At 69.5% G+C, this 25,620-nt stretch carries 18 protein-coding genes and 4 pseudogenes; 7 read left to right on the top strand and 15 right to left on the bottom strand.

The features are described from left to right. The first annotated feature begins 9 nt into the window (after window positions 1-9). The 3 genes from ACZ9QC_RS37230 to ACZ9QC_RS37220 all read left to right on the top strand — a co-directional run bounded on the left by ACZ9QC_RS37230 (window position 10) and on the right by ACZ9QC_RS37220 (window position 4,877). Complete coding sequence (locus tag ACZ9QC_RS37230; RefSeq protein ID WP_472917113.1) at window positions 10-1,239, top strand: monooxygenase; 1,230 nt, start codon at window positions 10-12, stop codon at window positions 1,237-1,239. A gap of 222 nt (window positions 1,240-1,461) precedes the next feature. After that, entirely contained in the window at window positions 1,462-2,493 is a 1,032-nt protein-coding gene (locus ACZ9QC_RS37225) for a Rieske 2Fe-2S domain-containing protein (protein ID WP_472917112.1), read from the top strand. An 896-nt stretch (window positions 2,494-3,389) separates the two neighbouring features. Next, on the top strand, window positions 3,390-4,877 hold the full coding sequence (locus tag ACZ9QC_RS37220; protein WP_472917111.1) for an FG-GAP and VCBS repeat-containing protein: 1,488 nt from the start codon (window positions 3,390-3,392) through the stop codon (window positions 4,875-4,877). An 89-nt stretch (window positions 4,878-4,966) separates the two neighbouring features. On the opposite strand, the pseudogene ACZ9QC_RS37215 reads toward ACZ9QC_RS37220, so the two are convergent. Beyond that, window positions 4,967-5,175: pseudogene (locus ACZ9QC_RS37215) on the bottom strand (thiamine pyrophosphate-binding protein); the annotation flags it as partial. 437 nt (window positions 5,176-5,612) lie between these two features. On the opposite strand from ACZ9QC_RS37215, the gene ACZ9QC_RS37210 reads away from it, so the two are divergent. Further along, the gene (locus ACZ9QC_RS37210) at window positions 5,613-6,182 is read left to right on the top strand and encodes a MarR family winged helix-turn-helix transcriptional regulator (protein ID WP_472921915.1); all 570 of its coding nucleotides are present in this window, start codon (window positions 5,613-5,615) and stop codon (window positions 6,180-6,182) included. Between the two features lie 43 nt (window positions 6,183-6,225). Here the strand turns inward: ACZ9QC_RS37210 and ACZ9QC_RS37205 are convergent. Together ACZ9QC_RS37205 and ACZ9QC_RS37200 are read right to left on the bottom strand one after the other, a co-directional pair. Continuing rightward, a pseudogene (locus tag ACZ9QC_RS37205) lies at window positions 6,226-6,369 on the bottom strand (ATP-binding protein); the annotation flags it as partial. A 3-nt stretch (window positions 6,370-6,372) separates the two neighbouring features. Beyond that, window positions 6,373-7,023: a TetR/AcrR family transcriptional regulator gene (locus tag ACZ9QC_RS37200; RefSeq protein WP_472917110.1), complete on the bottom strand. Its 651-nt coding sequence runs from the start codon at window positions 7,021-7,023 to the stop codon at window positions 6,373-6,375. Window positions 7,024-7,150: 127 nt separating this feature from the next. Here ACZ9QC_RS37200 and ACZ9QC_RS37195 point away from each other — a divergent pair. Continuing rightward, window positions 7,151-7,483, top strand: a pseudogene (locus tag ACZ9QC_RS37195) (bifunctional methylenetetrahydrofolate dehydrogenase/methenyltetrahydrofolate cyclohydrolase); the annotation flags it as partial. 513 nt (window positions 7,484-7,996) lie between these two features. On the opposite strand, the pseudogene ACZ9QC_RS37190 reads toward ACZ9QC_RS37195, so the two are convergent. Beyond that, window positions 7,997-8,329 (bottom strand): annotated as a pseudogene (locus ACZ9QC_RS37190) (aldehyde dehydrogenase family protein); the annotation flags it as partial. A 71-nt stretch (window positions 8,330-8,400) separates the two neighbouring features. Here ACZ9QC_RS37190 and ACZ9QC_RS37185 point away from each other — a divergent pair. After that, window positions 8,401-8,685, top strand: a complete 285-nt coding sequence (locus ACZ9QC_RS37185; protein ID WP_472917109.1) for a hypothetical protein — start codon at window positions 8,401-8,403, stop codon at window positions 8,683-8,685. Between the two features lie 57 nt (window positions 8,686-8,742). Here the strand turns inward: ACZ9QC_RS37185 and ACZ9QC_RS37180 are convergent, their stop codons facing one another. The 7 genes from ACZ9QC_RS37180 to ACZ9QC_RS37150 all read right to left on the bottom strand — a co-directional run bounded on the left by ACZ9QC_RS37180 (window position 8,743) and on the right by ACZ9QC_RS37150 (window position 19,086). Then, a complete protein-coding gene (locus ACZ9QC_RS37180; RefSeq protein WP_472917108.1) occupies window positions 8,743-11,658 on the bottom strand; it encodes a glycosyl hydrolase family 95 catalytic domain-containing protein in 2,916 nt (971 codons plus the stop codon). 79 nt (window positions 11,659-11,737) lie between these two features. Further along, on the bottom strand, window positions 11,738-13,186 hold the full coding sequence (locus tag ACZ9QC_RS37175; RefSeq protein ID WP_472917107.1) for an RICIN domain-containing protein: 1,449 nt from the start codon (window positions 13,184-13,186) through the stop codon (window positions 11,738-11,740). Window positions 13,187-13,586: 400 nt separating this feature from the next. Beyond that, the gene (locus ACZ9QC_RS37170; protein ID WP_472917106.1) at window positions 13,587-14,561 is read right to left on the bottom strand and encodes an RNA polymerase sigma factor; all 975 of its coding nucleotides are present in this window, start codon (window positions 14,559-14,561) and stop codon (window positions 13,587-13,589) included. A gap of 235 nt (window positions 14,562-14,796) precedes the next feature. Then, a complete protein-coding gene (locus ACZ9QC_RS37165; protein WP_472917105.1) occupies window positions 14,797-15,999 on the bottom strand; it encodes a mandelate racemase/muconate lactonizing enzyme family protein in 1,203 nt (400 codons plus the stop codon). Window positions 16,000-16,002: 3 nt separating this feature from the next. Beyond that, entirely contained in the window at window positions 16,003-16,830 is an 828-nt protein-coding gene (locus ACZ9QC_RS37160) for a carbohydrate ABC transporter permease (RefSeq protein ID WP_472917104.1), read from the bottom strand. After that, window positions 16,830-17,720: a carbohydrate ABC transporter permease gene (locus ACZ9QC_RS37155; protein WP_472917103.1), complete on the bottom strand. Its 891-nt coding sequence runs from the start codon at window positions 17,718-17,720 to the stop codon at window positions 16,830-16,832. Before ACZ9QC_RS37155 ends, ACZ9QC_RS37160 begins: the two co-directional genes overlap by 1 nt. Window positions 17,721-17,814: 94 nt before the next feature. Next, on the bottom strand, window positions 17,815-19,086 hold the full coding sequence (locus ACZ9QC_RS37150; RefSeq protein ID WP_472917102.1) for an ABC transporter substrate-binding protein: 1,272 nt from the start codon (window positions 19,084-19,086) through the stop codon (window positions 17,815-17,817). Window positions 19,087-19,245: 159 nt separating this feature from the next. Between ACZ9QC_RS37150 and ACZ9QC_RS37145 the strand changes: the two genes are divergently transcribed. Beyond that, the gene (locus tag ACZ9QC_RS37145) at window positions 19,246-20,016 is read left to right on the top strand and encodes a FadR/GntR family transcriptional regulator (protein ID WP_472917101.1); all 771 of its coding nucleotides are present in this window, start codon (window positions 19,246-19,248) and stop codon (window positions 20,014-20,016) included. Between the two features lie 168 nt (window positions 20,017-20,184). On the opposite strand, the gene ACZ9QC_RS37140 is transcribed toward ACZ9QC_RS37145, so the two are convergent. Genes ACZ9QC_RS37140 through ACZ9QC_RS37125 form a run of 4 tightly spaced genes read right to left on the bottom strand, consistent with a single transcriptional unit; the run spans window position 20,185 to window position 25,619 of the window. After that, on the bottom strand, window positions 20,185-22,539 hold the full coding sequence (locus ACZ9QC_RS37140; protein ID WP_472921914.1) for an RICIN domain-containing protein: 2,355 nt from the start codon (window positions 22,537-22,539) through the stop codon (window positions 20,185-20,187). A 24-nt stretch (window positions 22,540-22,563) separates the two neighbouring features. Then, window positions 22,564-23,436 (bottom strand): sugar phosphate isomerase/epimerase family protein, encoded by an 873-nt coding sequence (locus ACZ9QC_RS37135; protein ID WP_472917100.1) that lies wholly within the window; start codon window positions 23,434-23,436, stop codon window positions 22,564-22,566. Window positions 23,437-23,440: 4 nt separating this feature from the next. Then, window positions 23,441-24,625, bottom strand: coding sequence for a substrate-binding domain-containing protein (locus ACZ9QC_RS37130; RefSeq protein WP_472917099.1), 1,185 nt, complete (start codon window positions 24,623-24,625; stop codon window positions 23,441-23,443). A 22-nt stretch (window positions 24,626-24,647) separates the two neighbouring features. Further along, entirely contained in the window at window positions 24,648-25,619 is a 972-nt protein-coding gene (locus ACZ9QC_RS37125) for an ABC transporter permease (RefSeq protein WP_472917098.1), read from the bottom strand. Between the last annotated feature and the right edge of the window lies 1 nt (window position 25,620).

Raw genomic sequence — 25,620 nt, 5'->3', positions numbered from 1 at the left:
AGGCTGGTGATGGCAGTCAACGCAGCGCCGTCAGAGAAAGCGCCGCCCGGGCGGTTGAGGTTAAGGGCGGTCACCATGGTGCTGGCGGCGGCGTTCGCTGTCGTCGCCTGCGGGTCGGACGCCGACAACAGTGCGGCGCCCGCCGCGACCGGATCGCACGGCGGCGCGCACGCGAGCGGGTCGTCGGCTCCACCGCAGCCGCTGCGCGCCGGCGAGCGGTTCGTCGACCTGAAGATGGCCGAGGCATACACGCCCGCGCCGTCGGAGAGCGGCACGGACGAGTACCGATGCCAGGTGATCGATCCGGGCCTGACCAAGGCGGCGTTCCTGACCGGGACCCAGTTCACGCCGGAGAACGTCGCCATCGCACACCACGCCATCGTGTACGCGGTGCCGCCGGGCGGCGCTGACGCGGTGCGTGAGCAGGACGCGAAGACCCCCGGCCTCGGCTGGCAGTGTTTCGGCGGGACCGGCGTGGACGGCGCCGAGGTGGAAGAGGGGGAAGCGGCGTGGGTGGACACCTGGGCTCCGGGCGCCAAGGAGACGCTGCTCGACCAGGACGCCGGCTACAAGCTGGAGCCGGGCGGCCTGCTCGTCCTTCAGATCCACTACAACCTGCTCGCGACCGACGGCAAGTCGGCCGGGTCGGACCGCTCGGCGGTGCGGTTGCGGCTGACGGACGGCACGCCGCAGACCCGGGAACTCGAGACATGGTCGCTCGACGCGCCGACCGACCTGCCCTGCGCCGCCGACGAGTCGGGGCCGCTCTGTGACCGGGCGGCCTCGATCGCGGACGTGACGAAGCGGTTCGGGTCGGATGTCGGCGAGATGGCGGACCGTCAGGTGGAGGAGTGCAACCAGGGCGGCGCGCCGAAGCCCGGTGACACCCAGACCTGCGACCACGAGGTGGAGGCGCCGATGACGCTGTTCGCCGGATTCGGCCACATGCACATGCTCGGGCGGGCCATGAAGGTCGAACTCAACCCGGGCACACCGAAGGCCAAGGTCGTGCTGGACGTGCCGCAGTTCGACTTCGACAACCAGCGGCTGATGAAGCTGCCGGCGCCGGTGGAGATCGGCCCGGGAGACACCCTGCGGGTGACCTGCACGCACGACGCGGGGCTGCGCAAACGCCTGCCGCACCTGAGCAAGCTGCCGCCGCGCTACGTGGTGTGGGGCGACGGCACCAGCGACGAAATGTGCATTGGCATCATGGCGGTCTCCCCTCGCAAGTCCTGACGAGGCGTCGAACGTGTGTGAGCTCACTGAGGTCAAGAAGCCGAAAACAGCTCTGAGCTCACACACGTCCGCACTGAACTCACACCCGGTGCGGCGTCGTGGCGGTCGGACGGGCGGTGACGCGGGCGGCTGACCCGGCAGCGGGTCACCTGCACCCACGACGCCGGGCTGCGCAAACTCCTGCCGCAGCTGAAAGACTCCCGCCGCGATACGTCGTGTGGGGTGACGGAACCAGCGACGACATGTGCACCGGGATTCTCGTCGCCACACCTGCGACATGAAAGGCGACTTCTCTTGTCCCCCACGCCCTCCCCCGGCGAAACAACGCCACGGCCCGATGCGCCACTACGGACACCGATCCGGGCACTTCTGCCGCTACGCGTCTTCCTCGGCGGCACATTCCTCTATGCGGGCCTCTCCAAGTTCCTCGACACCCACTACCTGGACCACACCTCACCCCTCGGCGTCCACGCTCAGATGCTGCACGCCGCGACAACCTCCCCGATCGGCCCGCTGGTGTCCTTCGCGGCCGAACACGCGACCGTCACCGGCCTGGTCGTCGCCTTCGGCGAGGTCGCTGTCGGGCTGGGTACTCTGCTCGGGCTGTTCACCCGTATCGCCGCACTCGGCGGGTTTCTCCTCGCGCTGAGCTTCTTCCTCACCGTGAGCTGGACGACCCGCCCGTACTACTTCGGCGCCGACATCGTCTTCGCAGCCGCCTGGACCCCGCTGCTGGTTGCCGGCGACGCAGGCCTGTTCTCCACGACGGCCCGCCTGCGCGCCGCGATACGCCGTCGTCGCCAGCCGAACTCCACCCCAGACGACGTCAAGCGACGCATCCTGCTCTGGGGCGGCCTGATCACCGCGACGACCACTGTCCTCGGCGGCGGCGTCATCGCTCTTACCCGGCGCACCACCACCAACCCGAAACCAAGCCGGCCAACAGACCCAGGGACGAACTCCCCGACAGTGATCGCTGCGGTCTCCGCCGTCGCCGTCGGTTCGTCGACGAGCTTCACCACACCGAACGGTTCCGCCGCATACCTGTTACGCCCCTCGACCGACACCTTCATGGCATTCCTCGCCACCTGCACACACCAGGGCTGCCCCATCACGCCCACAGGCTCCGGCTTCCGCTGCCCATGCCACAGCTCCACCTTCGACGGCAACGGCCGAGTCACCGGCGGGCCGGCAACAAAACCCCTGATCAAGGTGCCCGTGCAAGTCGTCGACGGGCAGGTCACCACCGCATGACCGGACCCAAGCCCGGTGTCAAGCGTCCGCAAGGGATGGCGACGGAAATACCGTCGAAGTTGAGCGATGGCCGCGGCGGAGAGACCGACAAGTCCGGAATCCGGCTGCGCCTCACCGACGGCACCGCCGCCGCCGAACCGCTGGCGACACTGGTGGTGCAGGCTCCGATCGAACTACCTTGCGCCACGACGAATCCGGCCCGCTGTGTGACCGGGCCGCTGCCGTCGCCGAGGTCGCCAAACGCTTCGGCGCCGAGGTCGCCGAGGTCGCCGAACCGAAGGCCGGCTGCTGCAACAGTGCAGCAACGGCAAGCCCATTCCCAGCAACACCCAAACCTGCGACTACCCGGTACCGCAGCCCATGAAGGTGTACGCGGGGCTGGGACACATGCACGCGGAGCGGATCGGCGATCTCGCGCTCGCGGCCGGTCAGGGAGTCCAGCCGGGGACCCTCCCGCACGGGTCCGCAGAGGTCATCGCCGAGCCGGTCGGCGAACGCGTCGCGCAGCCGCCGAGTCAGCGCCGGCGCGTTCACCGCGTCCCCGGCGGCGACGGCCCGGATGCCGGCGAGCAGCTCCTCCGCGTCCGACTGAGGTGGGACGGTACGAGGAGGCAATCGACGCCCTCGCCAGTTCCGCTGCTCCCATCGAGGAACTCGAGGCATGAGTCCTCATCAGAACCCGCTCATCGACCACCCCGAGTGGGTCGAGGCGACTGCTGGACCGACGGTCACAGGCGCTGAATTCCCTGTGCCAACAAGGGAGTTCAGCACCACACCTGTCTCCTCGGTTACGAATCCATGACATTGGGACGTACAACCGGGATCGCCCGGCTCGAGTCGTACCCACTGAACGCGGCCTTCCGCGTACAGAACCGACCGACTCGAAAGGCTCACGTATGTCCCGAGCACACCGCCGAACCCGTACCGCGCTCACCGCACCCCTGGCAGCCGCGGTGCTGCTCGCCGGAGGATTCGGCGCCATGGCTCTCACCGGGGGCCCGGCGCTGGCGGCCACCGGGTCCGCGGACACGCAGGACGACTTCAACGGCGACGGATACGCCGACCTGGTCGTGTCGGCTCCGGACGCCACGATCTCCAGTAAGGCCAAGGCGGGCTACGTGGCCGTCATGTACGGCTCCGCCAATGGGGTCTCCCCCGCCGACAAGAAGCTCATCAGCCGCTCCACCAGCGGCGTTCCCGGCTCCGCCACCGCGAACCAGCGCTTCGGGACCAACTTCGCCAAGGGCGACCTGGACGGCGACGGCTTCAGCGACCTGGTGATCTCGGGCGGCAGTCCCGGCTCCGTCATCCTCTGGGGCTCCGCCTCCGGACTCACCGGCGGCACGGCCATACCCGGGTACGGGCAGTCCCCCACGACCGGCGACTTCGACGGCGACGGCAAGACGGACCTCGCCCTGTTCTCCTACCTGTCCGGCGCGGGCGACGACCCGGCGAGCGGCGACGCCACCGTGTGGAAGGGCCCGGTCACTCGTGCCGGACAGCCCACCGCCACCCTGCCGCTGCTGGACAAGGCCGACTGGTGGGGCTACGACGCAGGCGACGCGTCCTGCGCCACCAACGGCGGCTGCCAGGAGGACGGCGACTCGATCAGCGGGCCCATCCGCTCCACCCGGACCGGCGACGTCAACGGCGACGGCAAGGACGACATCGTGGCCTGGAAGTACGCGGGCGACGGCCAGTGGGGCAACCGTCTGTTCCTCGGCGGTGGCAGCACGGGCTTCACCAGCGGCTGGGTCCCCGCGGACGGCACGGCGACCGGTACGGGCACCGGCATCGGGGACGTGAACAACGACGGGTTCGACGACGTCGTTGTGGGCAACTACTGGAACGGCGGCAAGGTCCAGATCGCGTTCGGGTCGGCCTCCGGCCTGTCCGAGGAGCGCGTACAGACCTTCGACCAGGACCTGCCCGGCTTCCCCGGCGTGGAGGAGGAGGGCGACGGGATCGGCTCCACGGTCTCGGTGGCGGACGTCAACGGTGACGGCTTCGGCGACATCGCGCTCGGCATCCCGGGCGAGGACATCGGCGACATCACCGACGCCGGGTCCGTCGCCCTGGTCCCCGGCAGTGCCTCCGGTGTCACGGGCGCCGGTACGCAGACCTTCCACCAGGACACCGCCGGGGTACCCGGAGTCGCCGAGAACGACGACCAGTTCGGCGCGAGCAGCGCGCTGCTGGACGTCGACGGTGACGGCCACGCCGACCTCGCGGCCGGTTCCCTGGCCGAGAACAGCTGGAACGGCGCGGTCTGGGTGCTGCGCGGCACGGCGACCGGTCTCACGGCCACGTCGTCCCTCGCGTTCGGCGCCGACGACCTCTCGGCGCCCGCCACGGGCGCCCGCTTCGGCGCGTTCCTGCGCTGAGCGAGCCGATCGGGCAACGGGGGTTCGGTGGGGCGGCCTGGTGCCGCCCCACCGTCATGTCCGGCCGCGGCGAGCCGGCTTCGGCCGAGGACAGCGGCCGGCACCCGCTGTTCCAGGGCGAGTTCCTGGAGGTCGACGCGCTCGCGGACGAGGTCGAGCACGGTCCGTACGCGGTCGGCGGCCGTCGAGTCCCGCCGTGCGGGCACGCTTTCGAGGAGCGCCGACAGGGCGAGGCGGGCGTCCGCGTGGATACCGAGGGCCGATGGTTGGACTCCAGCTTGCCGAGGTCGGCCTCGAGACGTCCGTCCTTCCCCGGAAGGTGGGCCTCGGGAAGGACCAAGAGCGGGCGGCGGAGCGCGCCAAGCAGCTGGCGGCGATCGACCCGGACTGGACAAGTCGGCGGGGACTGGACAAGTCGGTGGCGTCGCTCTTGCCGGAGCCGATCGACATCCCGGCTGTGAAGGAACTCAACCACGAGGTCAAAACCAACAACGGTCGGCTGTACCGAAGTCCGCACTGTGTTTGGCTCGCTTCTGGCCATGGGAGTGGGCCAGGTTGAGGTAGGTCCGCAGCAGGTCCGAGCACAGAGGAAGCTGTCCGCGTAGTGCGAGAACGCAGCGCCCGAGCCCGGAGGGGCCGACCCCATGAGACCGAGGGCAATGAGGCACCGTATAATTTGGATCCGAACAATTCCCATGTCTCACGGCTTCTCAGGCGGCCCGAAGGAGCGTGCACGTGCCCGGCCATCGATCCATCACCGAAGCCGAGAAACTGGCAGCGGCCCGGCTCGGCGGTATCCCCGTCCGGCATGAGCAGATGGCCGTTGTCGCCAACATCTATCGCGCCGCCTCGGCGGTGCGGCAGCACCTGGAGAACTCCGTGCTGCGCGGCGTCGACCTGACCTGGACCGCCTTCGTGGTGCTCTGGGTCATCTGGATCTGGGGCGAGTCGGAGACGCGGCACGTGGCCGAAGAAGCCGGGATCTCCAAGGGCACGCTCACAGGGGTTGCCCGGACGTTGGAAAGGCGAGGGCTTGTGCAACGAGCAGACCATCCCACCGACGGCAGGCTGGTGCTCCTGAGCCTGACCGACGAAGGGCAGGAGCTGATGCAGCGCCTCTTTCCGGCGTTCAACGAGGAGGAGGCCTTCGTCACCGGGCAGCTCAGCGACACGGACTGCCAGACCGTCGCCGAGGGACTGCGCCGGGTGGTGCTGCAGGTGGAGGAGAACGGCGAGAAGCGCCGTCAGGATCTGTTGGGCGGTGCCGCCCCGGCGCCACGCCGCAGCGGCCGCCGTAAGGCCTGAGCCGCGGCAGTCCCGAAGGGAGGAGCCCGGATCGCGGCGACACCTCGGTCCAGATGGTCTTACCCGTTGGCGTGTACCGGGTTCCCCACTGCTGCGTGAGTTGCGCGACCAGGAACAGGCCTCGGCCGCCCTCGTCCTCCATCGCGGCCCGCCGCAGGTGGGGCGAGGTGTGGCCGCCGTCGGAGACCGATCACGCTGGAGTGTGAGAGAGGTTCGGCTCGTTCGATGTACCGCCGGACGCCTGCGGTGACGCCTGCGCGCGATGGGCCGCGAGGAGTCGTCGCAAGGCGGCGACACTCTCTTCGATGCGGTCCGGTGCGCCGGACGTGACCTGGTGAAAGACCAGGCCGTCCAGGGCCGCGAAAACGATTCCCGTCATCTCCTGTGACACGTCGAGGCAGGCCAGCGCCTCGCGGACAGCATTACGGTAGGCGTCGTAGAGCAGGTCGACGTGGCGGCGCAGTTCTGGCCGCCGGCTGGATTCGAGCTTCAGCTCGTACTGGAAAATCTGGAGGTCGGGGTCGGCCGCGACGAAGTCGGCCAGGGTCGCGGCGAAATCCTCCAGCCTTCCACTGGCGGGTACCAGCGAGGACGTCTCGACGCTGCGGGCGACGCACCACCGCAGCGCCTCTTCGAGCAGCGTGTCGCGCGAACCGAAGTGGTGGGCGACCAGCCCGTGCGTGACACCGGCTTCCGCTGCGACCGCACGATACGTCAGCTTTCGCAGGCCACCACGGACCACCACCCTGACCGCCGCCTCCAGGAGAGCCCCCCGCCCCTCGCCATAACCGGGCCGGGCCTCCTGGCCGGCGTCTCCGCCCTTTTCCGCCTCGGCAGTCACTCGCCCTCCCTCTGTCCGGCCGCTCCCCGAAGGGCCAATCTATCCTATTGACAAGTTATCCATATGGATAGATTCTCGCTCCAGCGCTCGTCTCCCCTCTGCGCTGGAGTTCCCATGGCCATTGCACGGGCAGCAGTTCTGCGTCATCGCCTGCGGCATCACGGTGGGCCGTCCGCTGGGCCTGATGCTGACCCGCAGCACCGAGCACGCCACGGTGACCCTGTGCCACGAGGCCACCCAGGACACCGCCGCCCACGCCCGCGTCGCCGACGTGGTGGTGGCCGCGGCCGGCGTGGCCCACCTCGTCGGGCCCGACTGGATCAAGCCGGGCGCCACCGTCCTGTCCGTGGGCATCACCCGGACCGTCGAGGGCATCCTCGGGGACGTCCACCCGGACGTAGACCAGGTCGCCGGCTCCTTCGCACCGCCGGTCGGCGGAGTGGGGCCGATGACCCGGGCCGGCATCACGGCTGCGGCCCGCCCGGATCAGGGCGTAGGCGAGGATTCCCAGGTCCGCGACGGCGGCCGCGTGACGCGGGTGCCCCGGTTGCAGCCAGTAGTCCATGCCCTGGTCCAGCAGCCGTGCGGTGTGCGGCTGTAACCAGTACCGGTTCACCCCCAGCGCCTGGATTCCTCCGCCGCTCCTTTCGCGGTGGTACTGCCGCACAGCCGCCGTCAGGGGCAGGCACGCCGTCGGCGCGTCCCACGGCATGACCGCGATGACCTCGTCGAGGAAGTCCCGCAGCTCGGTCTGGCTGCCCTGCTCCTCCGGGGAGAGGTGGCCGAGGATCTGCAGGTGCGCCTCCCGGTGCCATGGGTCACGCGCGCGTATCTCGCCAGACGGGGGAAAGTTCGGAACTCGGCCGTCCCAGGAGCCGCAGCGCCGCAAGCGCAGCCACCCACGGGGTCGGATCAGCGGGGCGGGCGTCGGCGGCGACACGGCAGAGCGCCAGAGCCCCACGCGGGTCGGTCTGCCACTTCGGACCACACGGGTAGGCCCAAGTCCATTGCAGTTGACCCAGACGGTTCCGGCCTTCAGCGCGCGGGAGACCTGGTGGGCGGTTGACAGGCCGGAGGTCCACAGGCCGGCGGCGAGGCCGTACTCGGTGTCGTTGGCCAGCTGGACCGCCTCGTCGAGGTCGTCGAAGGTGAGGACGGACAGGACGGGGCCGAAGATCTCCTCGCGGGCCAGCCGCATGCCGGGGTCGACCCGGTCGAACACGGTGGGCCGCAGGTAGCTGCCGCCGGTCTCGGCCAGGGCCCGGCCTCCGCCCGCGCGCAGCCGGGCGCCCTCGTCCAGGCCGGAGGCGAACCTCGTCGAGCACGGTCTCCACGCGGGCGCGCATCACCTTGGACCACTCCTCGACGGCCTTGGGCGTGAACCAGCGGTTGGTGATCCGGCGCAGCCGCGTGTGGTCGGGGGCGTCCTTGCCGAGCATGTTGGCGGAGTTCGATCCGGTGACGATGTGCCGGTATCGGCTCGATCCGTGGCGGGCGGGCTACGCTGCTCTGTTCCGGCAGGTCGTCGACGGGTTCCGCGCGACGCACGGGTCGTGCTTCACGTTCGAGCTGTCGAGTTCACTCGGGGTGCTCACCGAAATCCATCGCCGCTCGTCGCCAGGCGGCCGGCAGCTCCTCGGCACCACCACACTCAGCATATGAGCAATGGCGCAAGGCCGGCTCGCCCGGGAAACGATCTGTGGACCGGCATCATGCGGCTCACTCGGTGCTCGGCGACATGGCTCTCCTCGGTCGGTCGGACCGCAGTTCGCCCAGGGGCTGGATGCGCTGGAGCCGGAATCGCTGGTTGGTGCTACCCGTGGCTGCCCACTGGGAGATGCGGGCTCCGTCGGCGGTGGAGGCCTCCCACACGTCCAGGGCGAGGCCGCTCTGCCGGTTGACCAGACTGATCACGCCACCGCCGTGCTCGACGATCCGCCACTGCTGGCCGGCGGCGTCGGTGTCCGGCTGCTGGGTGATGTCGGCGCCGCTGCCGCTACCGGCCGCGTGCAGGACCAGACCACTGTGCCCCACCCGGATCTTGTAGTGCCCGCCGTCGGAGGGCAGGAACTCGAAGTGCTGGTTGAGACCGGCAGTGATCTGCCACTGGATCAGCCGCGCACCGGCAGCCGTGGACGCCCCGTCGATGTCGGCGGCCTTGCCGCTGTGCTGGGCCACCAGCCGATAGGCCACGCCGGCCTCCACCGGCGACCCCGATCTGAGTGCGGACGCGCGGTAGGTGCGGCCGGCCTGACCGGTGAACTCGATGAGATCGGCCTCCAGTCGCCTCGACTGGACGGTCTCGCCGCTCGCCTCGTCCTTCAGTGTGAAGTCGCCGGTGAAGACCTGGCCGCGTACCCGGACGGCACCGGTGCGGTCGGGTGTGACGACGAACTCGGTCCGGCCGCTGCTCCACTCGGCGCCGACGGTGTATCCGCCGCGGCCGCGCAGTCCGCTCACGCGCCCGGTGGGCCAGGCGGCCGGCAGGGCGGGCAGCACGTGCAGTTCGCCGTTGTGGCTCTGCGCCAGCATCTCCGCAATGCCCGAGGTGGCGCCGAAGTTGCCGTCGATCTGGAACGGCGGGTGCAGGTCGAACATGTTGGGCGCGAGCCGGTCCGTGCGCACCAGGTCCCGGACCAGCTTGTGGGCTCGGGCTCCGTCCTCCAGCCGGGCCCAGAAGTTGATCTTCCACGCGAGCGACCACCCCGTCCCGTCGTCGCCGCGCAGCTCCAGCGTCCGCCGCGCGGCCTCGTGCAACTGGGGTGTCCCGCGCTTGGTGATCTGGTTGCTGGGGTGCAGACCGTAGAGGTGGGAGACGTGCCGGTGCGTTCGCTCGGTCTCCACCCAGTCGGCCAGCCACTCCTGGACATTGCCCCGGGAGCCGACCCGCATCGGCGCCAGCCGGTCCCGGGCCGCCAGCACCTGAGCGCGGAAGCCGGCGTCCACGCCCAGGACCTCGCCGGCGCGGGCGACGCCGTTGAAGAGGTCGCGCAGGATCTGGTTGTCCATGGTGGGGCCCGCGCAGACGGTGACGTTCGCGTGGTGAGGGAGCTCCGGAGAGTTCGACGGGTTGGTGACCAGGTGCCCGAGCGTCGGATGGACGACCAGGGTGTCGAGGAAGAACTGGGCGGCGCCCTTCATGGCCGGATAGCGGGAGCGGAGGAAGTCGATGTCCCCGGTGAACAGGTAGTGGTCCCAGATCAGGGTGGCCAGCCAGGCGCCACCGGTCTGCCACATCCCCCACTGCGCTCCGTCGACGACCGAGGCGCCCCGCCACGCGTCGGTGTTGTGATGTGTCACCCAGCCGCCGGCGCCGTACTGCGCCTGGGCCACCCGGGCGCCGGTCACGGTCAGGTCGTCGATCATGTCGAAGACCGGGAGGAAGCATTCGGACAGGTTCGTGGTGTCGGCGGGCCAGTAGTTCATCGGCAGGTTGGCGTTGATGGTGAACTTCGAGTCCCAGGACGGAGCCATCTGGTCGTTCCAGATGCCCTGAAGGTTCGCCGGCTGGGTGCCCGGCCGGGAGGACGAGATGAGCAGGTACCGGCCGAACTGGAACAACAGGGCGGAGAACTGCGGGTCGTTCACCTGCGCGTGCTGGGCGATCCGTACGTCGGTCGGCTGGTCGGCCGCCGCCGTACGTCCCAGATCGATCGACACCCGGTTGAACAGTGCCTGGTAGTCGGCGAGATGACGGCTGCGCAGTCCGTCGACGCCGATGCCGCGGGCAGCGGTGAGGCGGCCGCGCGCGATCCCCTGGTAGTCGCCGTCGACCTTGCGGAAGTCGACGTAGCTGGAGCCGATCGACACCAGCACCGTCACGCTGGTCGCGCCGGAGACCCGCATCGTGCCGCCCGAGCTGCTGACCGTGCCGCCCGTCACGGTGGCGTGGGCCAGGGCGAGGAAACGGACCCGTCCGGCGATGCCCTCCATGGTCGCGGAGATGCCGTCGAGGGCGATCGTCGCCCCGTCCGGGCTGGACACCGTGGTCCGTTGCGGGCTGTCGAACGTGGCGGTGAAGGAGAGGGAGTTGGCGCGGTCGGCGGTCAGCCGGACCACGATCACCTGGTCGGGTGCGCTGGCGAACACCTCGCGCTGGTACCGCACACCGCCCTGTACGTAGGTCGTGGAAGCTGTCGCGGTGGTGAGGTCGAGCGTCCGGCGGTACTGCGTCGCGCCGGTGGCGCTGCCGAGGGAGAGCCGCAGGTCGCCGACCGGCTGGTAGGCGAGCTGACCGGCGGGGTTGCCGAGCATCGTCTGATTGATCAGGTCCTGCGCGGGGCCCCACTGGTCCGCGAAGACCCGCCGTCGGATCTCCGCGATGTTGGCCGCGCCGCGGGTGTTGGCGGAGTCGTACGGACCGCCGGCCCAGACGGTGTCCTCGTTGAGCTGCAGCCGTTCGGTGTCGACGTTTCCGAACACCATCGCGCCGAGGCGCCCGTTGCCGATCGGCAGTGCCCGCAGCCAGTCCGTGCCGGCCGGCCTGTCGTACCACAGGGCGAGGTCGTCGGCGGCCAGGACCTCCGGTGGCGCGGCCGAGTCGGCCCTGGCCACGGCCGTCCACCCACCCGACACGATCCCTGCTCCAGCCGCCGCCCCGGTGGCGAGGAACCGTCTGCGTGTCACCTCGGACATGTCGTACTCCCTTCACGGACTGGAGCGGGTCACTGACGGGGGTCCACCGTGTCTGCCGAGCCGGGCGTCGCGTCACACGTCAGTGGTGTGCGTCTGCGCTCTGGATCTGCCATCGCTGGTTGTCGCCGCCCCAGCACGCCCACAGCTGCACCTTGGAGGTGGCGGTGTGCACGTCGAGGCAGAGGCCGGAGTGCACGTTGCGGACGGTGCCGTCGGCGCCCACCGTCCAGCGCTGGTTGTCGCCGCCGTTGCACGCCCACGTGCCGACCACGGTGCCGTTCGTCGTCCCGCTGCCGTACGCGTCCAGGCACTTCTGGCCCCCGAGCGCGGTGATCTGTCCGCCGGCCGTCACGGTCCACTGCCGACCGGCCGTGCCGGCGCAGGTGTCCACCTGGACCTGGACGTTCGCCATGGTCTCGCCGGGGATGTCCAGGCAGCGCCCGGTGCCGACGTTGCGCAGCAGGCTCGTCGGGGCCGGGGTGTCGCCGTCCAGGCCCCAGCCGTACCGGAGGCGTTCGCGGCCGCTGGCGCTGGGGGTGCTGAGCGTGAGGTCGGTGCCGGTGCCGTGCAGTTTCTGCATGGCATACCAGTCATCCTCCTGGCCGGCGCGTATCTTCCCGCCCAGTCCGGGCCAGTAGACGGAGCCGATCCGCAGTTCCCGGAGCACCGTGGCGGTGGCCCGGAAATAGCGCACGAAGTTGTCGGTGCTGCCGGCGTCGTGGTAATTGAGCCCGGTGTCCATCGGAGCGCCGAACTCGTCCACGACCGTGCGGTCGGCGCAGGAGCCGATCGCGTTCCGCAGGTACGCCACCCACTGGTCGTAGGTTTTCGCGCCGCTGAAGAACGTGTAGTGGTGCAGCGACAGGAACGTGCCGTCGAGGCGGCGGTCGGCGCACATGGACTTGATGTCGGTGTTCAGGCCGGCGCCGCTGACGAAGACGCGGTTCCGGGGAATCGACGGGCGGCTGCTGATCCAGTTGCTCACCACGTTCGCCCACTCGCCGGCGCTGTGCCCGCCCGGTTCGTTCATCGGCTCGAAGTGGACGAGGCTGTTGGTGCCGTACCGGGCCAGCACGGTGTTCCACATGGTGTCGAAGGCGCCCTGGTTGACGATGCGGCCGTCGCGGGCGGCCACCCCGTCGTCCCAGTAGGAGAGGACGACCTTGAATCCCTTCGCGGTGGCCGCGTCTATCGCGCCCGTGTACGCGTTCCACCAACTCGTCCCGACGGTATAGGTGTTGATCGGGAGCCGAACGGTGTTGGCGCCGAGGTTCCTCTCGAAGCCGGTGTAGACGGCATTGGCCTTCGCCACGACCGTCTGATAGCTGTCCGATGCGCTCAATCCGTGCAGGACCAGCGGTCCACCGTGGAAGTTGTCGCCGAGCCGGGCCCAGTTGACGCCGCGGAACTGGGAGGTGTCGGCGACGGCCGACGAGGCGCTCTGGTGCTCGACGACCGCGAGCGCGCTGACCGTCAGGACGCAGGCGAGCGCCCGGGCGACGTGGCGCCTGAGAGGGGTGTGCGGCATGGTCGTGCCTTCCCGGTGGGCGGTGTGGTCACATCTGCGCTGTGCGGAATGCGTCGACGCCGGCCGGCAGCCGGGCGCGCCGGCGCGGAGATTGCCCTCTCCGCGCCGGCCCCCTCCCAGATCGCTCGCGCAGCGGGCATGTCAGCGTCATGCCGCTGCCGTGGCGCCTGGAAAGCCTCTCTCCCCGGCTTCACCCGAAGCCACCTCACCGTGTCGGCGCCGGTAATTCATAGATCGATTCCGGCTCTCGCTTTCACAGGCCATGAAGGGGAACATCACGCGTCGACGACTAGAAGATTGGCAGATTGTCATGGTCCATTCAAGAGGGAATCGTCAATTTACATCGGCCTGAGCCGTCGTGCGACCAATCGAAGAAAGCGGGACTATTAACGGCCACCCCTCATAACGTTTTCAGGAGGCGAATTGGAGTGACGGACGCGCGTGCCTCACGGCAGTTCTCGTTATCGGCGGCCGGCTTGAACAGTCTCAGTCGTCGTAGTGCCGAAAAATACGGCGCCGTCGCCGAACGCGATGATCTGGACACCACCGCGGCCGGCCGCGCCGACGGGGCGGGGAGCAGTGCCAGGGCGACGATCAGCCGTTCGAGGGGCACCAGTTCGTCGGCGGCCCGGCCGCAGTCCGCGCAGGACCGGGTGTGCCGCGTGATGCGCTTGCGCCACAGCGCGCTCGGTACGCCGTCCCAGCCCACCAGCGCGGCGGTCAGCCGTGGGCACCGGGGGTCGGCCTCCAGGGCGGCGACGAGTGCCCGGCTCAGCTCCAGCTGGTTGCGCATCCGCTGGACGCGCACACCCGCGTGGGCCACGCTCGTTCCGAGCGCCGCCGCGAGGTCCGCTCTCGTCAGCCGGCCCGCGGCCTCCAGCCACCACAACGACAGCAGCGCCCTGGCGTCCGGGTCGAGCCATCGACTGGCGCGTACGGTCTCTCGGCGATGACCGGACAGCTCGATGTGGATCAGGGCCAGGTTCTCGGCGTCGGCGTCCGGCGGGTCGGTCATCTCGTCGAGGGGGGCCGTCCGTTCGGCGTCCGCCTGCCGCCGGTGCAGACACGTGCTGATCTGCCGTGTCGCGATCGTGGCCAGCCAGGGCCGGAAACACTCCGGGGCGCGCAACGTGCGCAGCTCGTGAAGCGCCCGCAGCATCGTCTCCTGCACCACGTCGTCGACGTCCGCGAGTTCGCCCAGTGCCCTGCGCACGATCGCGTACACCAGCGGCAGGTAGGTCGCGGCCAGGTCGTCGAGCGCTCGCGGATCGCCGGCCTGTGCGGCGACGACCAGGCTCGACTCGTCGGCCCGGTCGGCTCGCATCACGAGCCCGTACACGGTGCCTCGGACCGGGCCGTCCCGGGTGCCGCGCACGCCGCCCCCCTCGGGTTCGTACGCACGATCGACGCGGGTGCGGCCGGCCGGTGATGCCCGGCGGCTCATAATCGCCTCGCCCGGTCGCGCCGGAGGCCCGTGCGTGACGCCTCGGTGGCGTCGGTGGCGATGCGGCCCGGTGCTACGGCGTCGCGCCACTCCTTCCCCGGGGCCGGCGTCCCGGCGACCCGGTTCTCGGTCCGCGGGGGGCGGGCCCCGCGGTGGACAACCGCCTTCATCGATCCTCCATCCTCATCGTGTCGAACGTCCCTTCCGCGGTGGCTCCGCATGGTCCAGGAGCGACCGCGAGCAGCCGCCGACCGGCCTGTTCCGGCCGGATGTGCGGTCCGCCGGACCCGTGGGTCGTTCGCTGTCGGTCCGCGGTCATCACCGTCTCGTCGATCCGGATGCCGAGGCCCGGTGTGTCGCCGAGCACGAAGGCGCCGTTCTCGACCTGCAGGTCCATCGCGACGCCGACCGGCGGCCGCAGGCCCTGCAGTTCGCTGACGAGGTGGTTGGGCACGGACGTCGCGGCGTGCAGCAGCCCGACAGGCGTGTTGCCGATCGGGCTGACCGGCAGGTCGTGGGCGTGCGCCAGCGCGGCGACACGCAGGAAGTGGGTGACTCCCCAGACCGCGGCCGTCTGGACGATGTCGACGCCTCCCGCCGCGATCAGCGGGCGGAACTGTTCGAGGCCGGTGAGGTTCTCCCCACTGGCGACCGCTGTCCGTACGCCACGGCTGACAGCGGCCAGGCCGTCGGCGTCCCAGCGCCGGACCGGCTCCTCGACCCAGGTCAGGTCGAGTGTGCGTTCCAGCTCCCCGACATGACGTACCGCCTGCTTGCGGCTCCAGGACTCGTTCGCGTCCAGCATGAGCCCTGGCCGGGTGCCGTGCGCGGCCTCGGTCAACACCTCGCGTACGAGCGTCAGCCGGTGCCGGTCACGCTCGATGTCCAGGCCGCCCTTGAGCTTCGCCGCCCTCAGTCCTCGTTCGGCATAGACCTGGTAGGCGGCGACGAGCTCGTCGTCGGTGAGGGAGATGTCCAGGCCGGAGGCGTAGGCGGGGACCATCCGGTCGTTGCCGCCGAGCAACCGCCACAGCGGCTCACCCACGGCCTGTGCCTTGATGTCCCACAGCGCCGTGTCGAACGCGCCGATCGTGCCGAACACCACGCCGGCATGCCCGGGTTTGAAGGTGTGCCGCAGCATGCGGTCGTAGAGGGCGCTCACCGCGCGCGGGTCCTGGCCGTCGATGGCGGCGAAGATGGCCTCGGCTTCCACGTGCGGTCCCAGGCCGACTCCGGTGATCCCCTCATCGGTCTCGACGATGACGACCGGCACCGGCACGACGCCGTCGGCGTAGACGCCGTTGGCGTCACCGACAGGTCGGCCCCATCGCTGTGCCGTCGTCAGGGTTCTGTACCCGGTGATGCGCATGCGTCATCCCTTCGTCGCGCCGGCCGTCACGCCGTCGGTGATCTGGCGCTGCAGGAACAGGTAGGTCACCAGCACCGGTAGCCCGGCGATCAGGACACCGGCCGCGAAGGTGGGGATGTCGGCGGAGTACTGGCCGCGCAGTGCGGTGATGCCCACCATCAGGGTGCGATGGTCGGCCGACGGCATCATCAGCAGCGAGATGAGCACGTCGTTCCAGCAGAACAGCGCGTCGAGGATGCCCACCGACAGCAGTGCCGGGGCACCCATCGGCAGCATGATCCGCCGGTAGACGCCGTACAGGGTGTTGCCGTCGATCCGTGCGGCGTCGACGAGCTCGGTGGGCACCGCCCGGTAGTAGCTCGTCAGCAAGAAGACGGTGAACGGCAGGAACTGGGCGACATAGGCGAGGACCAGCCCCGGATAGGTGTCGATGAGACCGCCGTCGGCCATGATCCTGGCCAGCGGCACCATGATCACCTGAAACGGGATGAACAGTGCCGCGAGGCAGACCAGAGCCAGCGCGGACGAGCCGCGGAACCGCACCTGGGCCAGGGCGAACCCGGCCATGGACCCGATGAGCAGCAACAGCGCCACGGCGCAGGTCACCACGATCACGGAGTTGAGGAAGTACCGCCCCATGCCGTCGCTGTTCCACGCGGTGCCGAGGTTGTCCCACCTGAGGGTGCTTGCCAGGGAGAACCGGTCGAGGACGTACTCCCGGCGGGTCTTCATGGCGACGTTGGCGGTGAACAGCAGCGGGTAGACCGTGGCCAGGGCGAGGAGCGCCATCGGCACGGCGACCAGCCATCTGCTCGGTCCCAGGCGGGTCATCAGTCCTCCCTCCCCGCCCGGCGCAACAGGCCGACCTGCAGCAGGCCCACGACCAGCATGATGAGGAAGAGGAGGGTGGACGCGGCCGACGCGAGCGCCGGACGGCTCATCTGCCCCTGTTGGACCCAGATGTAGTACTCCGGCAGGTAGGTCGACCCTTCCGGGCCACCACTGGTCATGACGTAGAGCAGTCCGAACATCGAGGTCAGCATCCCGATCATCGTGGTGACGACGACGAACTGGAGGGTGCGGGACAGACCCGGGACGATGACGTGCCAGATCATCCGCGCGAGCGAGGCACCGTCGACCCGTGCTGCGTCCAGGAGCGCGGGGTCCAGGGTCGAGAACCCGGCCAGGAACACCACCAGCGCCATCCCCGACGTCGCCCAGATGTGCACGCCGACGACGGTGAACATGGCTACGTCGGGATCGCCGAGCCAGTCCACCGGGCCGAGCCCCGAGCCGCCGAGCACGGCGTTCAGCGGACCGTCGAAGGCCAGGAGCAGGTTGAAGATCGCTCCGACGATCACCGGTGAGAGCACAGCCGGGAAGAAGTAGACGCTCCGGAAGAACCGGTGTCCTGGCACCCGCAGATAGATGAAGGTGGCGAGCAGTCCCGGGATCGCGACCGCGACCGGCAGCAGCAGCACCAGCAGTCCGACGTTGCGCAGCGCGGTGTGGAACAGCGGGTCGTCGATGAGCTCCGCATAGTTGCCGAACCCCACCGTGGCACCGTTGTGTTCGCCGTCGCCGGTGAAGGAGAAGTTGACACCCAGTCCCAGTGGCCAGAGCCTGAGCACCGCGATGATCAGGACAGCGGGAGCGACCAGGACGTAGGGGGCGAGGCGATCGGCGCGCCGGCCGTTGCGGACTCGCGGAGACTTCGACACGGGGCCACGGCCACCTACCGCCTCGCCCGCTCGCGCCCCGTCGGTCCGCCGTGCTTCAGCGGCGGCGCCCGCCGACCCATCGGGTGACATGGCCTCAGCCCGCCTGGTCGGACGCCGCCAGCTGCTTGACCGCCGCGTCGACCGTGACCGATCCGCTCAGCAGTTGCTGAGACAGTCGCCCCATCAGGTCTAGGGTCTTGGACGGGAGGGCCACATGCAGGGCGGGCCTGCCACGGTCGATCTCGGACACGATCGTGGCGACGGCTGGGCCGGCGCCCGAGACGTCCACGGTGCGGTCGGCCGCGATGGCGCCCGCGTCGGCGTGGAACGACGCCAGTGCCTCTGTCGAGGTCAGGGAGCGCACCAGGTCGGCGGCGACCTCGGGGTCCTTGGTCCACTTCGCGACGGCGTACCCGATGCCGCCGTCATAGGGAAGGCTCGGCGTGGCACCTGCCGTGACGACGGGCGACTTCATGACGCCGACATCGTCGGCGTCGAGGAATTCGGCGAAGTCCTTCCAGTGTCCGATGTCCGACATCAACCCGATGACGTGGGCGGCCTTGTGGGACTGGAACACCGCGAACGCGTCGTTGAACATCGCCGTGGAGTTCGCCCCGTCGTTGTTCAGGCCTTTGTCGTTGGCCTCTTTCCAGAGCGAGAAGACCCGCTTGACCGCCGGTGAGGACCAGTCTCGTTCGCCGGCGATCCAGTCGTCGTACTCCGTGGGCGACAGGACACCCGAGCCGAGCCCGGACAGGAAGAACTGGATACCGATGCCTTCCTTGTTGCCCTGCGCGAAGCATCTGGCACCGGTCGCCCTGGTGAGGGTCCGGCAGTCGGCGAGGAACTCGTCCCAGCTGGTGGCCGGCTGCTCCGGGTCCAGCCCTGCCTTCCGGTAGAGCGACTTGTTGTAGTAGATCGGGTGGCCCTGCAATGTCACCGGAGCGGCGTAGGTCTTGCTGTCCTTGGTGAAGGCCTCCCACCCGGCGAGCCGCTTCCTGTCGTCACGGACGTACTCGTCCAACGGCAGAAGGGAGTCCGCGCGGTCACGGATCTGCCCGCCGCCGTTGAAGAGCATGACGTCCGGCCCCTTGCCGGCTTGGATGGCGGCCCCGAGCAGGGTGTAGTACTGCTCGAACGGCTGCGCGACGAACTCGACCGTCACGCCGGGATGCCGCTTGGCGAAGTCGGCCTTGGCCTTCGTGACGTACGAGGACGCTGTGGCGTCGCCGGACTTCCAGTCCCAGACGACGAGCCTGTCCTTCGAACCACCGGACGCCGAATCCGGGTCGGAGGCGCTTCCGCAGCCGGCTAAGACAACAAGCCCGGCAACCAGGGGCGCCGACCACGGTGTTCGCTGCTTCATTGCTGCCCCACTCTCCTGAGGTGGCCGGCTGTCCGGCGATTGAGGTTGAGGAGGAACGCAACTCGTATGACGTATGTAACTCGTATGACGTATGACGTCAACAGGGATGCCGTATAGTGGGCGGGCATCCGTGGTACGGCACGGGTCCCGGGGGGTGTCATGACGGCAGTACCGCAGTCATCCGCAGAGGCCTCCGAGGGCCCCGCCTGGAGCCGGCGCCCGGCGAACCTTGCCGCCGCGGTCACGGCTGAGCTGGTGCAGCGGATCGTCCGTGGAGTCCATCCGTCCGGTTCGCCGCTACCCCCCGAACCCGTGCTCTGCGCGACCTTCTCGGTCAGTCGGACCGTGGTCCGCGAGGCGGTGAAGATCCTTCAGGAGAAGGGGCTGGTGCAGGTCCGCCAGGGCGCCGGCACGATGGTCACCCCGCCGACGATGTGGAACATGCTTGACGAGTTGGTCCTCGGCGCGACCATCGCCGAGGACGAGAGCCTGGCCATCCTCGATCACCTCGTCGCAACGCGCCGTGTGCTGGAGGCCGATATGGCCAACGTCGCCGCTCGCCTGGCGAAGGCCGAGGAGACCGACCGGCTGCGCGGTCTGGTGGAGCGGATGGATGAGCTGGTCGACGACCCCGCTTCGTACCACGAAGAGGACCGGGCGTTCCACGACACCGTCATGCAGGCGTCGGGGAACCGCATCGGGCGTGCCGTGGTCCGTTCGCTGGAGCGGCAGGTCATCAACTCCGCCCGTTACACGGGCCGAACCGGCCGCGCCTTCTGCGTCGCGTCCAACCACGGCCATCGGCGTATCTACGAGCGGATCGCCGCGCACGACCCCGAGGGTGCGGCCGAGGCGATGTTCACCCACATCACCGAGGCGTGGGTGGTGCGCCGCAGCGGGCCGGGCGAGCCGACCTGGCTGCGGCGTTAGGGCCCTTCTCCCACGAGAGATCCATCAGAAGGGCCCCAGAGGCGACTGGAACGACGACACTGCTGGTGCTGCGCCGCGGATTCACCGCGGCGCAGCGGGGCCCGAATCCACTCGGGCCCCGCTGTCGGCATCCGCTCTGTCCCGAAGAGCGGACAGGCGTCGGTTCCGCTATCGCAGTGCCCACTGCTGGTTGGTGCCGCCGTTGCAGGACCAGAGGATGATCCTGGTGCCGTTGGCGGTGCCGCCGGCGTTGGCGTCGAGGCAGAGTCCGGAGTGGACGCCGGTGATGGTGCCGTTGGAGTTGACGTTCCACTGCTGGTTGTCCTGGCCGTTGCAGTCCCAGACGATGACCGGGGTGCCGTTGGTGGTGCCGCGTCCGCTGGCGTCGAGGCACTTGCCGCCGGGGACGGTCAATTGCTTGCCGGCGGTCTGGGTCCAGGTCTGGCCGGCCGCGTCGGCACAGTCCTGGAGTTGGGTCGGGGTGCCGTTGGCGGTGCCGGGGACGGTCAGGCAGCGGCCGGACTGCGCACCCACGATCTGCTGACCCGTGGGCGGCGGGGTGGTGCCCTGCGGTCCGGCGGACGCCATCACGTCCTGGGCGCCGGAAGGCCAGTTGCCGTTGGTGACCGTGACATTGCCGGAGACCACGATGCCCCGGTCCCCGTTGGTGATGTTCGTGCTGCCGTTGGTCGACCAGTTGTTGGTGACGGTCCAGTTCCCCATGTTCTCGCCACCCCAGTAGTTGGCCGTCGCCCACGTACCGGTGTTCGCGAAGACATTGTTGGTGGCCGTGTAGTACTTCGAGCCCTCATCGAAGTACACCCCGAAGTATCCGTTGGTCCGCAGGCAGTAGTTCCGGCTGATCTGGGCGCTCGGGTTCCATCCGAGCGTGTAGATGCAGCCGCCGTCGTTCATCTGCTGCATGACATCGTGGATGTAGTTGCCGATGAGCCGGTTGTTGGACGCGGTGGTCGGCGTCGTGTAGCGCGGCTGGTAGTTGTACAGGCCACGGCCTGCGTAGTGGGTGCTGCCGCCCGCGTCGTTGGCGCCCCAGCCGTACCCGATCGACATACCGGAGTACGGCATGTTGTAGACCTCGTTCTGGGCGACGGTGCTGCCCGTGACGTACGTGGTCAGGACGGAGACGATGCCCCGGTAGTCCGCCCCGAGGTCGTGGATGCGGTTGTTGCTGATCGTGATGTCCCTGTTGACCATGCGCTGGTCGCCGGGGTGGTGGGCGTCGGCGCGCACGCCGCCCACGAGGATGCCGCCGGCTGAGCTCCGGGCGATCTCCGACCGGGTCACCGTGATGTCGGCGGCGCCCAGGCCGACGCCGCTGGCGTGTGCGTTCGCGTCGTTGCCGATGCCGATGGCCGTCTGGCCCAGGTTCACGAACCGGGAGTCGCTGAAGGTGATGGTGTTGGCGGCGGATATCTGCACGGCGGCCGGCATCTGCTGCCAGTGCGGCCGGGCGGCCTCGAACTGCGTGCAGCCGTTGTGGCAGGAGTCGAATCCCGGCCAGTTCCAGTTGCCGGAGATGTACGCGCCGGTCTGCTGGTCCGCGTAACCCTGGTTGCTGCTGGGGCCCAGCCAGCTCGTACCGGTGAAGGTGATCCCGCTGAACGTGATGTGGTGCGCCGGCTCGCTGTACGTGCCCCCGAGGTTCACCAGCGACTGGAGCGTGGGCAGTTCCACGCTGACGGTGCTCATGTTCTGCCCGGCCAGGGGGATGTAGTACAGGGATCTGGTCGTGGGGTTGAGGTACCACTCGCCGGGCGCGTCCAGGAATTCGTACGCGTTGGACAGGTAGAACGGGCCGGCCCGGTGTGGCCGCATGAGGGTGTCGTAGCCGAAGTTGTTGTTGTTCCACGCCGGCTGCTGCATCGTGATGAAGTTCGAACTGATGCTCTGCACCGGCGAGTACCGGTCGGTGAAGGAGTTGACGCTCTCCACCTCGATCCGGCTCTGGTTGCCCAGGTTGTTCAGATAGCTCAGCGCACCGCTCGAGAACCTCATTCCGGCGCTGGAGGCCGTGAAATCGGCCCTGTTCACCTGTGTGCGGGCCCGGGTGGCGACGGCGCCGTCGACATAGAGCTGCCGGGTGTCGAGGCCGGCGGGCACCTCGGCCTTCCAGATGTTCTTGCCCGCGTCGGCCACCGACCAGCCGGTGACCGCACGTGCACCGGTGATCACCGGGCGCGCCGACGGGGCGGCCTGCCACACGACCGTGTGGCCGCCCGAGCCCGAGTCCTCGGCCGTCAGGCGTAAGGGTTGGGCCAGCCGGTACACACCATCGGCCAACTGCACCACGATGTCGTCCGACATGTTGTCGTTGAGTGAGCGCACCGCCGTCTGCGCGGCCGTCAGTGAGCACGGCTGGGCGCTGGAGCAGTCGGTGCCGGTGCCGGTCGGCGCGGCGTGCAGGGTGAGGGGGGCCGCGGACGCGGGTGCGGGGAACGCCACCAGGGTGGTCGCGGCCAGGCCGCCTGTGGCGACTGCGGTCAGCAGCCGCCTTCGTACCATGAGAGGGGTGAACACGTTTTCTCCTTAGGACAGTTCCGGCGGCAATCCGCGCAGGACGGTTCGGAGGTAGGACAGCCCGTCACGGGCGAGGGTGTCCTGCGACGGGGCGAGCGGCCGCCAGATCGAGGCCGCGGTGGCGATGGCCTCGTTCTGCGCGGTGAACGACTCGATGCACACCGCGCCGCCGTAGCCGGTCGTGGCCAGGCCGGCGAGGAAGCGTGGCCAGTCGAAGTGGTCGGCCCCCGGGGCGCCGCGGTCGGTGCCGCTGACCTGGACGTGCTTGATGTGCGGACCGGCCGTGACGAGCGCCTCGCAGGGGTCGGCCTCCTCGATGTTCATGTGATAGGTGTCGATCATGAGACCGACGTTCGCGGGCAGGCCGTCGATCAGTTCCACCGCCTGCTCGACCGTGTTGACGACGCTCGTCTCATAGCGGTTGAGGGCCTCCACGCCGATGCTCACGCCCCGCTCCCCCGCATGGTCGGCCACTGGCCGCAGGGCGCGGCGGACGTCCGCGTAGCAGGCCGCGCGCTCAGGCGGTGACATGCGCCAGGTCCGCCCCACCGCGGCGTAGACCGGGCCGCCGACGCAGGGCGCGCCGACGGCCACCGCACTGTCCACACACGATTTCAGGTACGCCACGGTGGAGGCGACGACCTCCGGCGGGGCGTTCACGAGGTCACGTCCGGGTGAGGTGACCGCGCAGACGCCGGCCGCGCGCAGGCCGTACGCCGCCAGCAGGTCCCGGGTGCGGGCCGGGTCCCAGTCGCCGGGTCGCTCGATCGGCAGCTCGACCGCGTCGAACCCGAACGCGGCGATGCGCGGCACCAGTTCGGCCAGCGCGTCGTCGTCGACCGGCGAGGCCCAGACCCACGGGTTGACACCGATGGGGTACACGGGACTACTTCCAGCGCTTCGGGTATCCGGGCAGGTCGGTGCAGCCGCACATCGCGTAGTGCAGGGGCGGCATGGTGGGGTCGACGTACTCGTCCAGGTTGTCCTGGGTGATGGTCGGCTGTGGCAGCTTCCACGGGTTCGGCACCCGCTCGCCGTCGAGGATCTTCAGCGCGGCGATGATCGGGGTGCGCCACTGGTAGGTCGGGTAGGTCGGGGCGATCGCCGTGAGCTTCTTCTCCTTCCACAGCTTCAGGAAGTCGAGCTGGTCCTCGCCGTTGATCGGCGGCACGGGCCGGCCGGCGTCCTCGAACGCCTCGACCGCCGCGCCCGCGACCGCCCCGGCGTCCATCCAGACGCCGTCGATCGTGCCGTACCGCTGGATGTAGTCGTTGACGATCTTCTTCGTCCTGGCCGGGTCGCCGTCGGTGAACTCGACGCCGACGACGTCGACGCCCGCCTTGTCGAAGGCGACCTTCGCCGCGGACCAACGGGTCTCCAGCACGTCGACGCCGGGCAGGATGCGCAGCGCGAGCACCTTGCCACCCCGCTTCATCTTCTGGGTGACGAACTCCGCCGCGACATGGCCGAATCCGTAGCCGCCGATCGGGTTGATGAACGTCACCGGGCAGGTCGTGTCGACGCCTCGGTCGAAGACGATGACCGGCAGGCCCTTCTCACAGGCGGCCTCCACGGCCGGGGTGAGCGTCGCAGTGGTGTTCGGCGAGACGATGAGAGCGTGGCAGCCCTTGCCGAGCAGGTCGTTGATGTCGGCGATCTGCTTCTGGTCCTTGCCTTCGGCATCGACGTGGACGAACTCGGAGATCCGGCCGCGGTGCGTGTCGACCTCGGCCTGCATGGTCTTGAAACCGACCTGGCGCCAGGGGTTGTTCAGCCCCGCGTTGGAGAAGCAGATCTTGTACGGTCCGGGCTTCTTGAACTTCGCGGTCTCCACCATCGCCGGGTCGAGAGCCTGCTCCCAGGGCTTGCCGGCCGGTCCGGTGGGCGCGACGTCCAGGAGGGCGAGCTGCTTGTCGTAGTCGGCCCGCACGAAGAACTTCGACTGCTCCCCGGTGCCCGAACCGGTGCCCGGCCCAGTGCCCGCGGAGGGCGAACCCGATGCGCCGGTGGTGGGCTCGTCGGTGGCGCAGCCGGCCAGCAGCAGTAAGGTGCTCACGGCCAGCACCGTCATGGAATGCCTCACTGAAGCCCCTTTATCTGGACGGGAAACGGAAGGACGCCGCCGCCACGGCGAACAGGATGATCGCGCCCTGGACGGTCGGTTCGAGGGCGCCGGAGACGCCGTAGAAGTTCATGAGCGTGAAGAGCGTCTCGAGGGTCAGCGCGCCCAGCATCGCGCCGACGACCGACCCGCGGCCCCCGCCCAGGGCGACACCGCCGAGGACCGCCGCGGTGATCGCGCCGAACTCAAGGCCGGCACCGGCCTGGAACGACACTCCGCTGTACCCGCCGATGAGGATCGCCGCGAGCGTGGCGGCGAGGCCGCTGAGGACGAACGCCGTGGTCTTGGCGCGCCACACGCGCACGCCGCTGAGCTCGGCGGTCCGCGGGTTGCCGCCGACGGCGACCAGGGTGCGGCCGAAGTCCGAACGGGTCAGCACCAGCGCCACCGCGGCCACCGCCAGCAGGACGAGAAGGGCGTACGGTATCCGGCCCAGCCCGGGCACGTCCTCGAAACCCGACCGGCCGAGCCGGCGGAACTCCTCGGAGAGGCCGCCCTTCGGGGCACCGTCGGACCACAGGTACACGGCGCCGACGAGGATCAGGAACATCCCCAGGGTCGTGATGAACGACGGCACCCGCAGCCGCGTGGTGACGAGGCCGTTGACGAGGCCGACGGCGATGCCGAACGCGAGCAGGAGCACGACGACAGGCCAGCCGGCCGACGGATCGCCGTCGATCAGCCGGGCGGCGATGACCACCTGCGCGGTGACCAGAGAGCCGACGGACAGGTCCAGCTCGCCGGAGACGATCACGAAGTACTGGCCGGCGGCGAGCAGGACGACCGGCGCGGAGCGGCCGAGGAACGACATCAGTGACGGCGGCGAGAGGAAGTCCGGTTGGCGGGCGGTCAGCAGAACCAGCAACACCGCCAGGATCACGACGATCGGTGCGAGACCGCCGGAGCGGAACTCAAGGAGCCGCAGGGGGCGCGCGATCCGCATG

The organism is Streptomyces sp. HUAS MS02 (genome assembly GCF_055702265.1).
The sequence above is the reverse complement of the archived record's forward strand: the minus strand, read 5'-3'. Positions and strand labels throughout refer to the sequence as shown.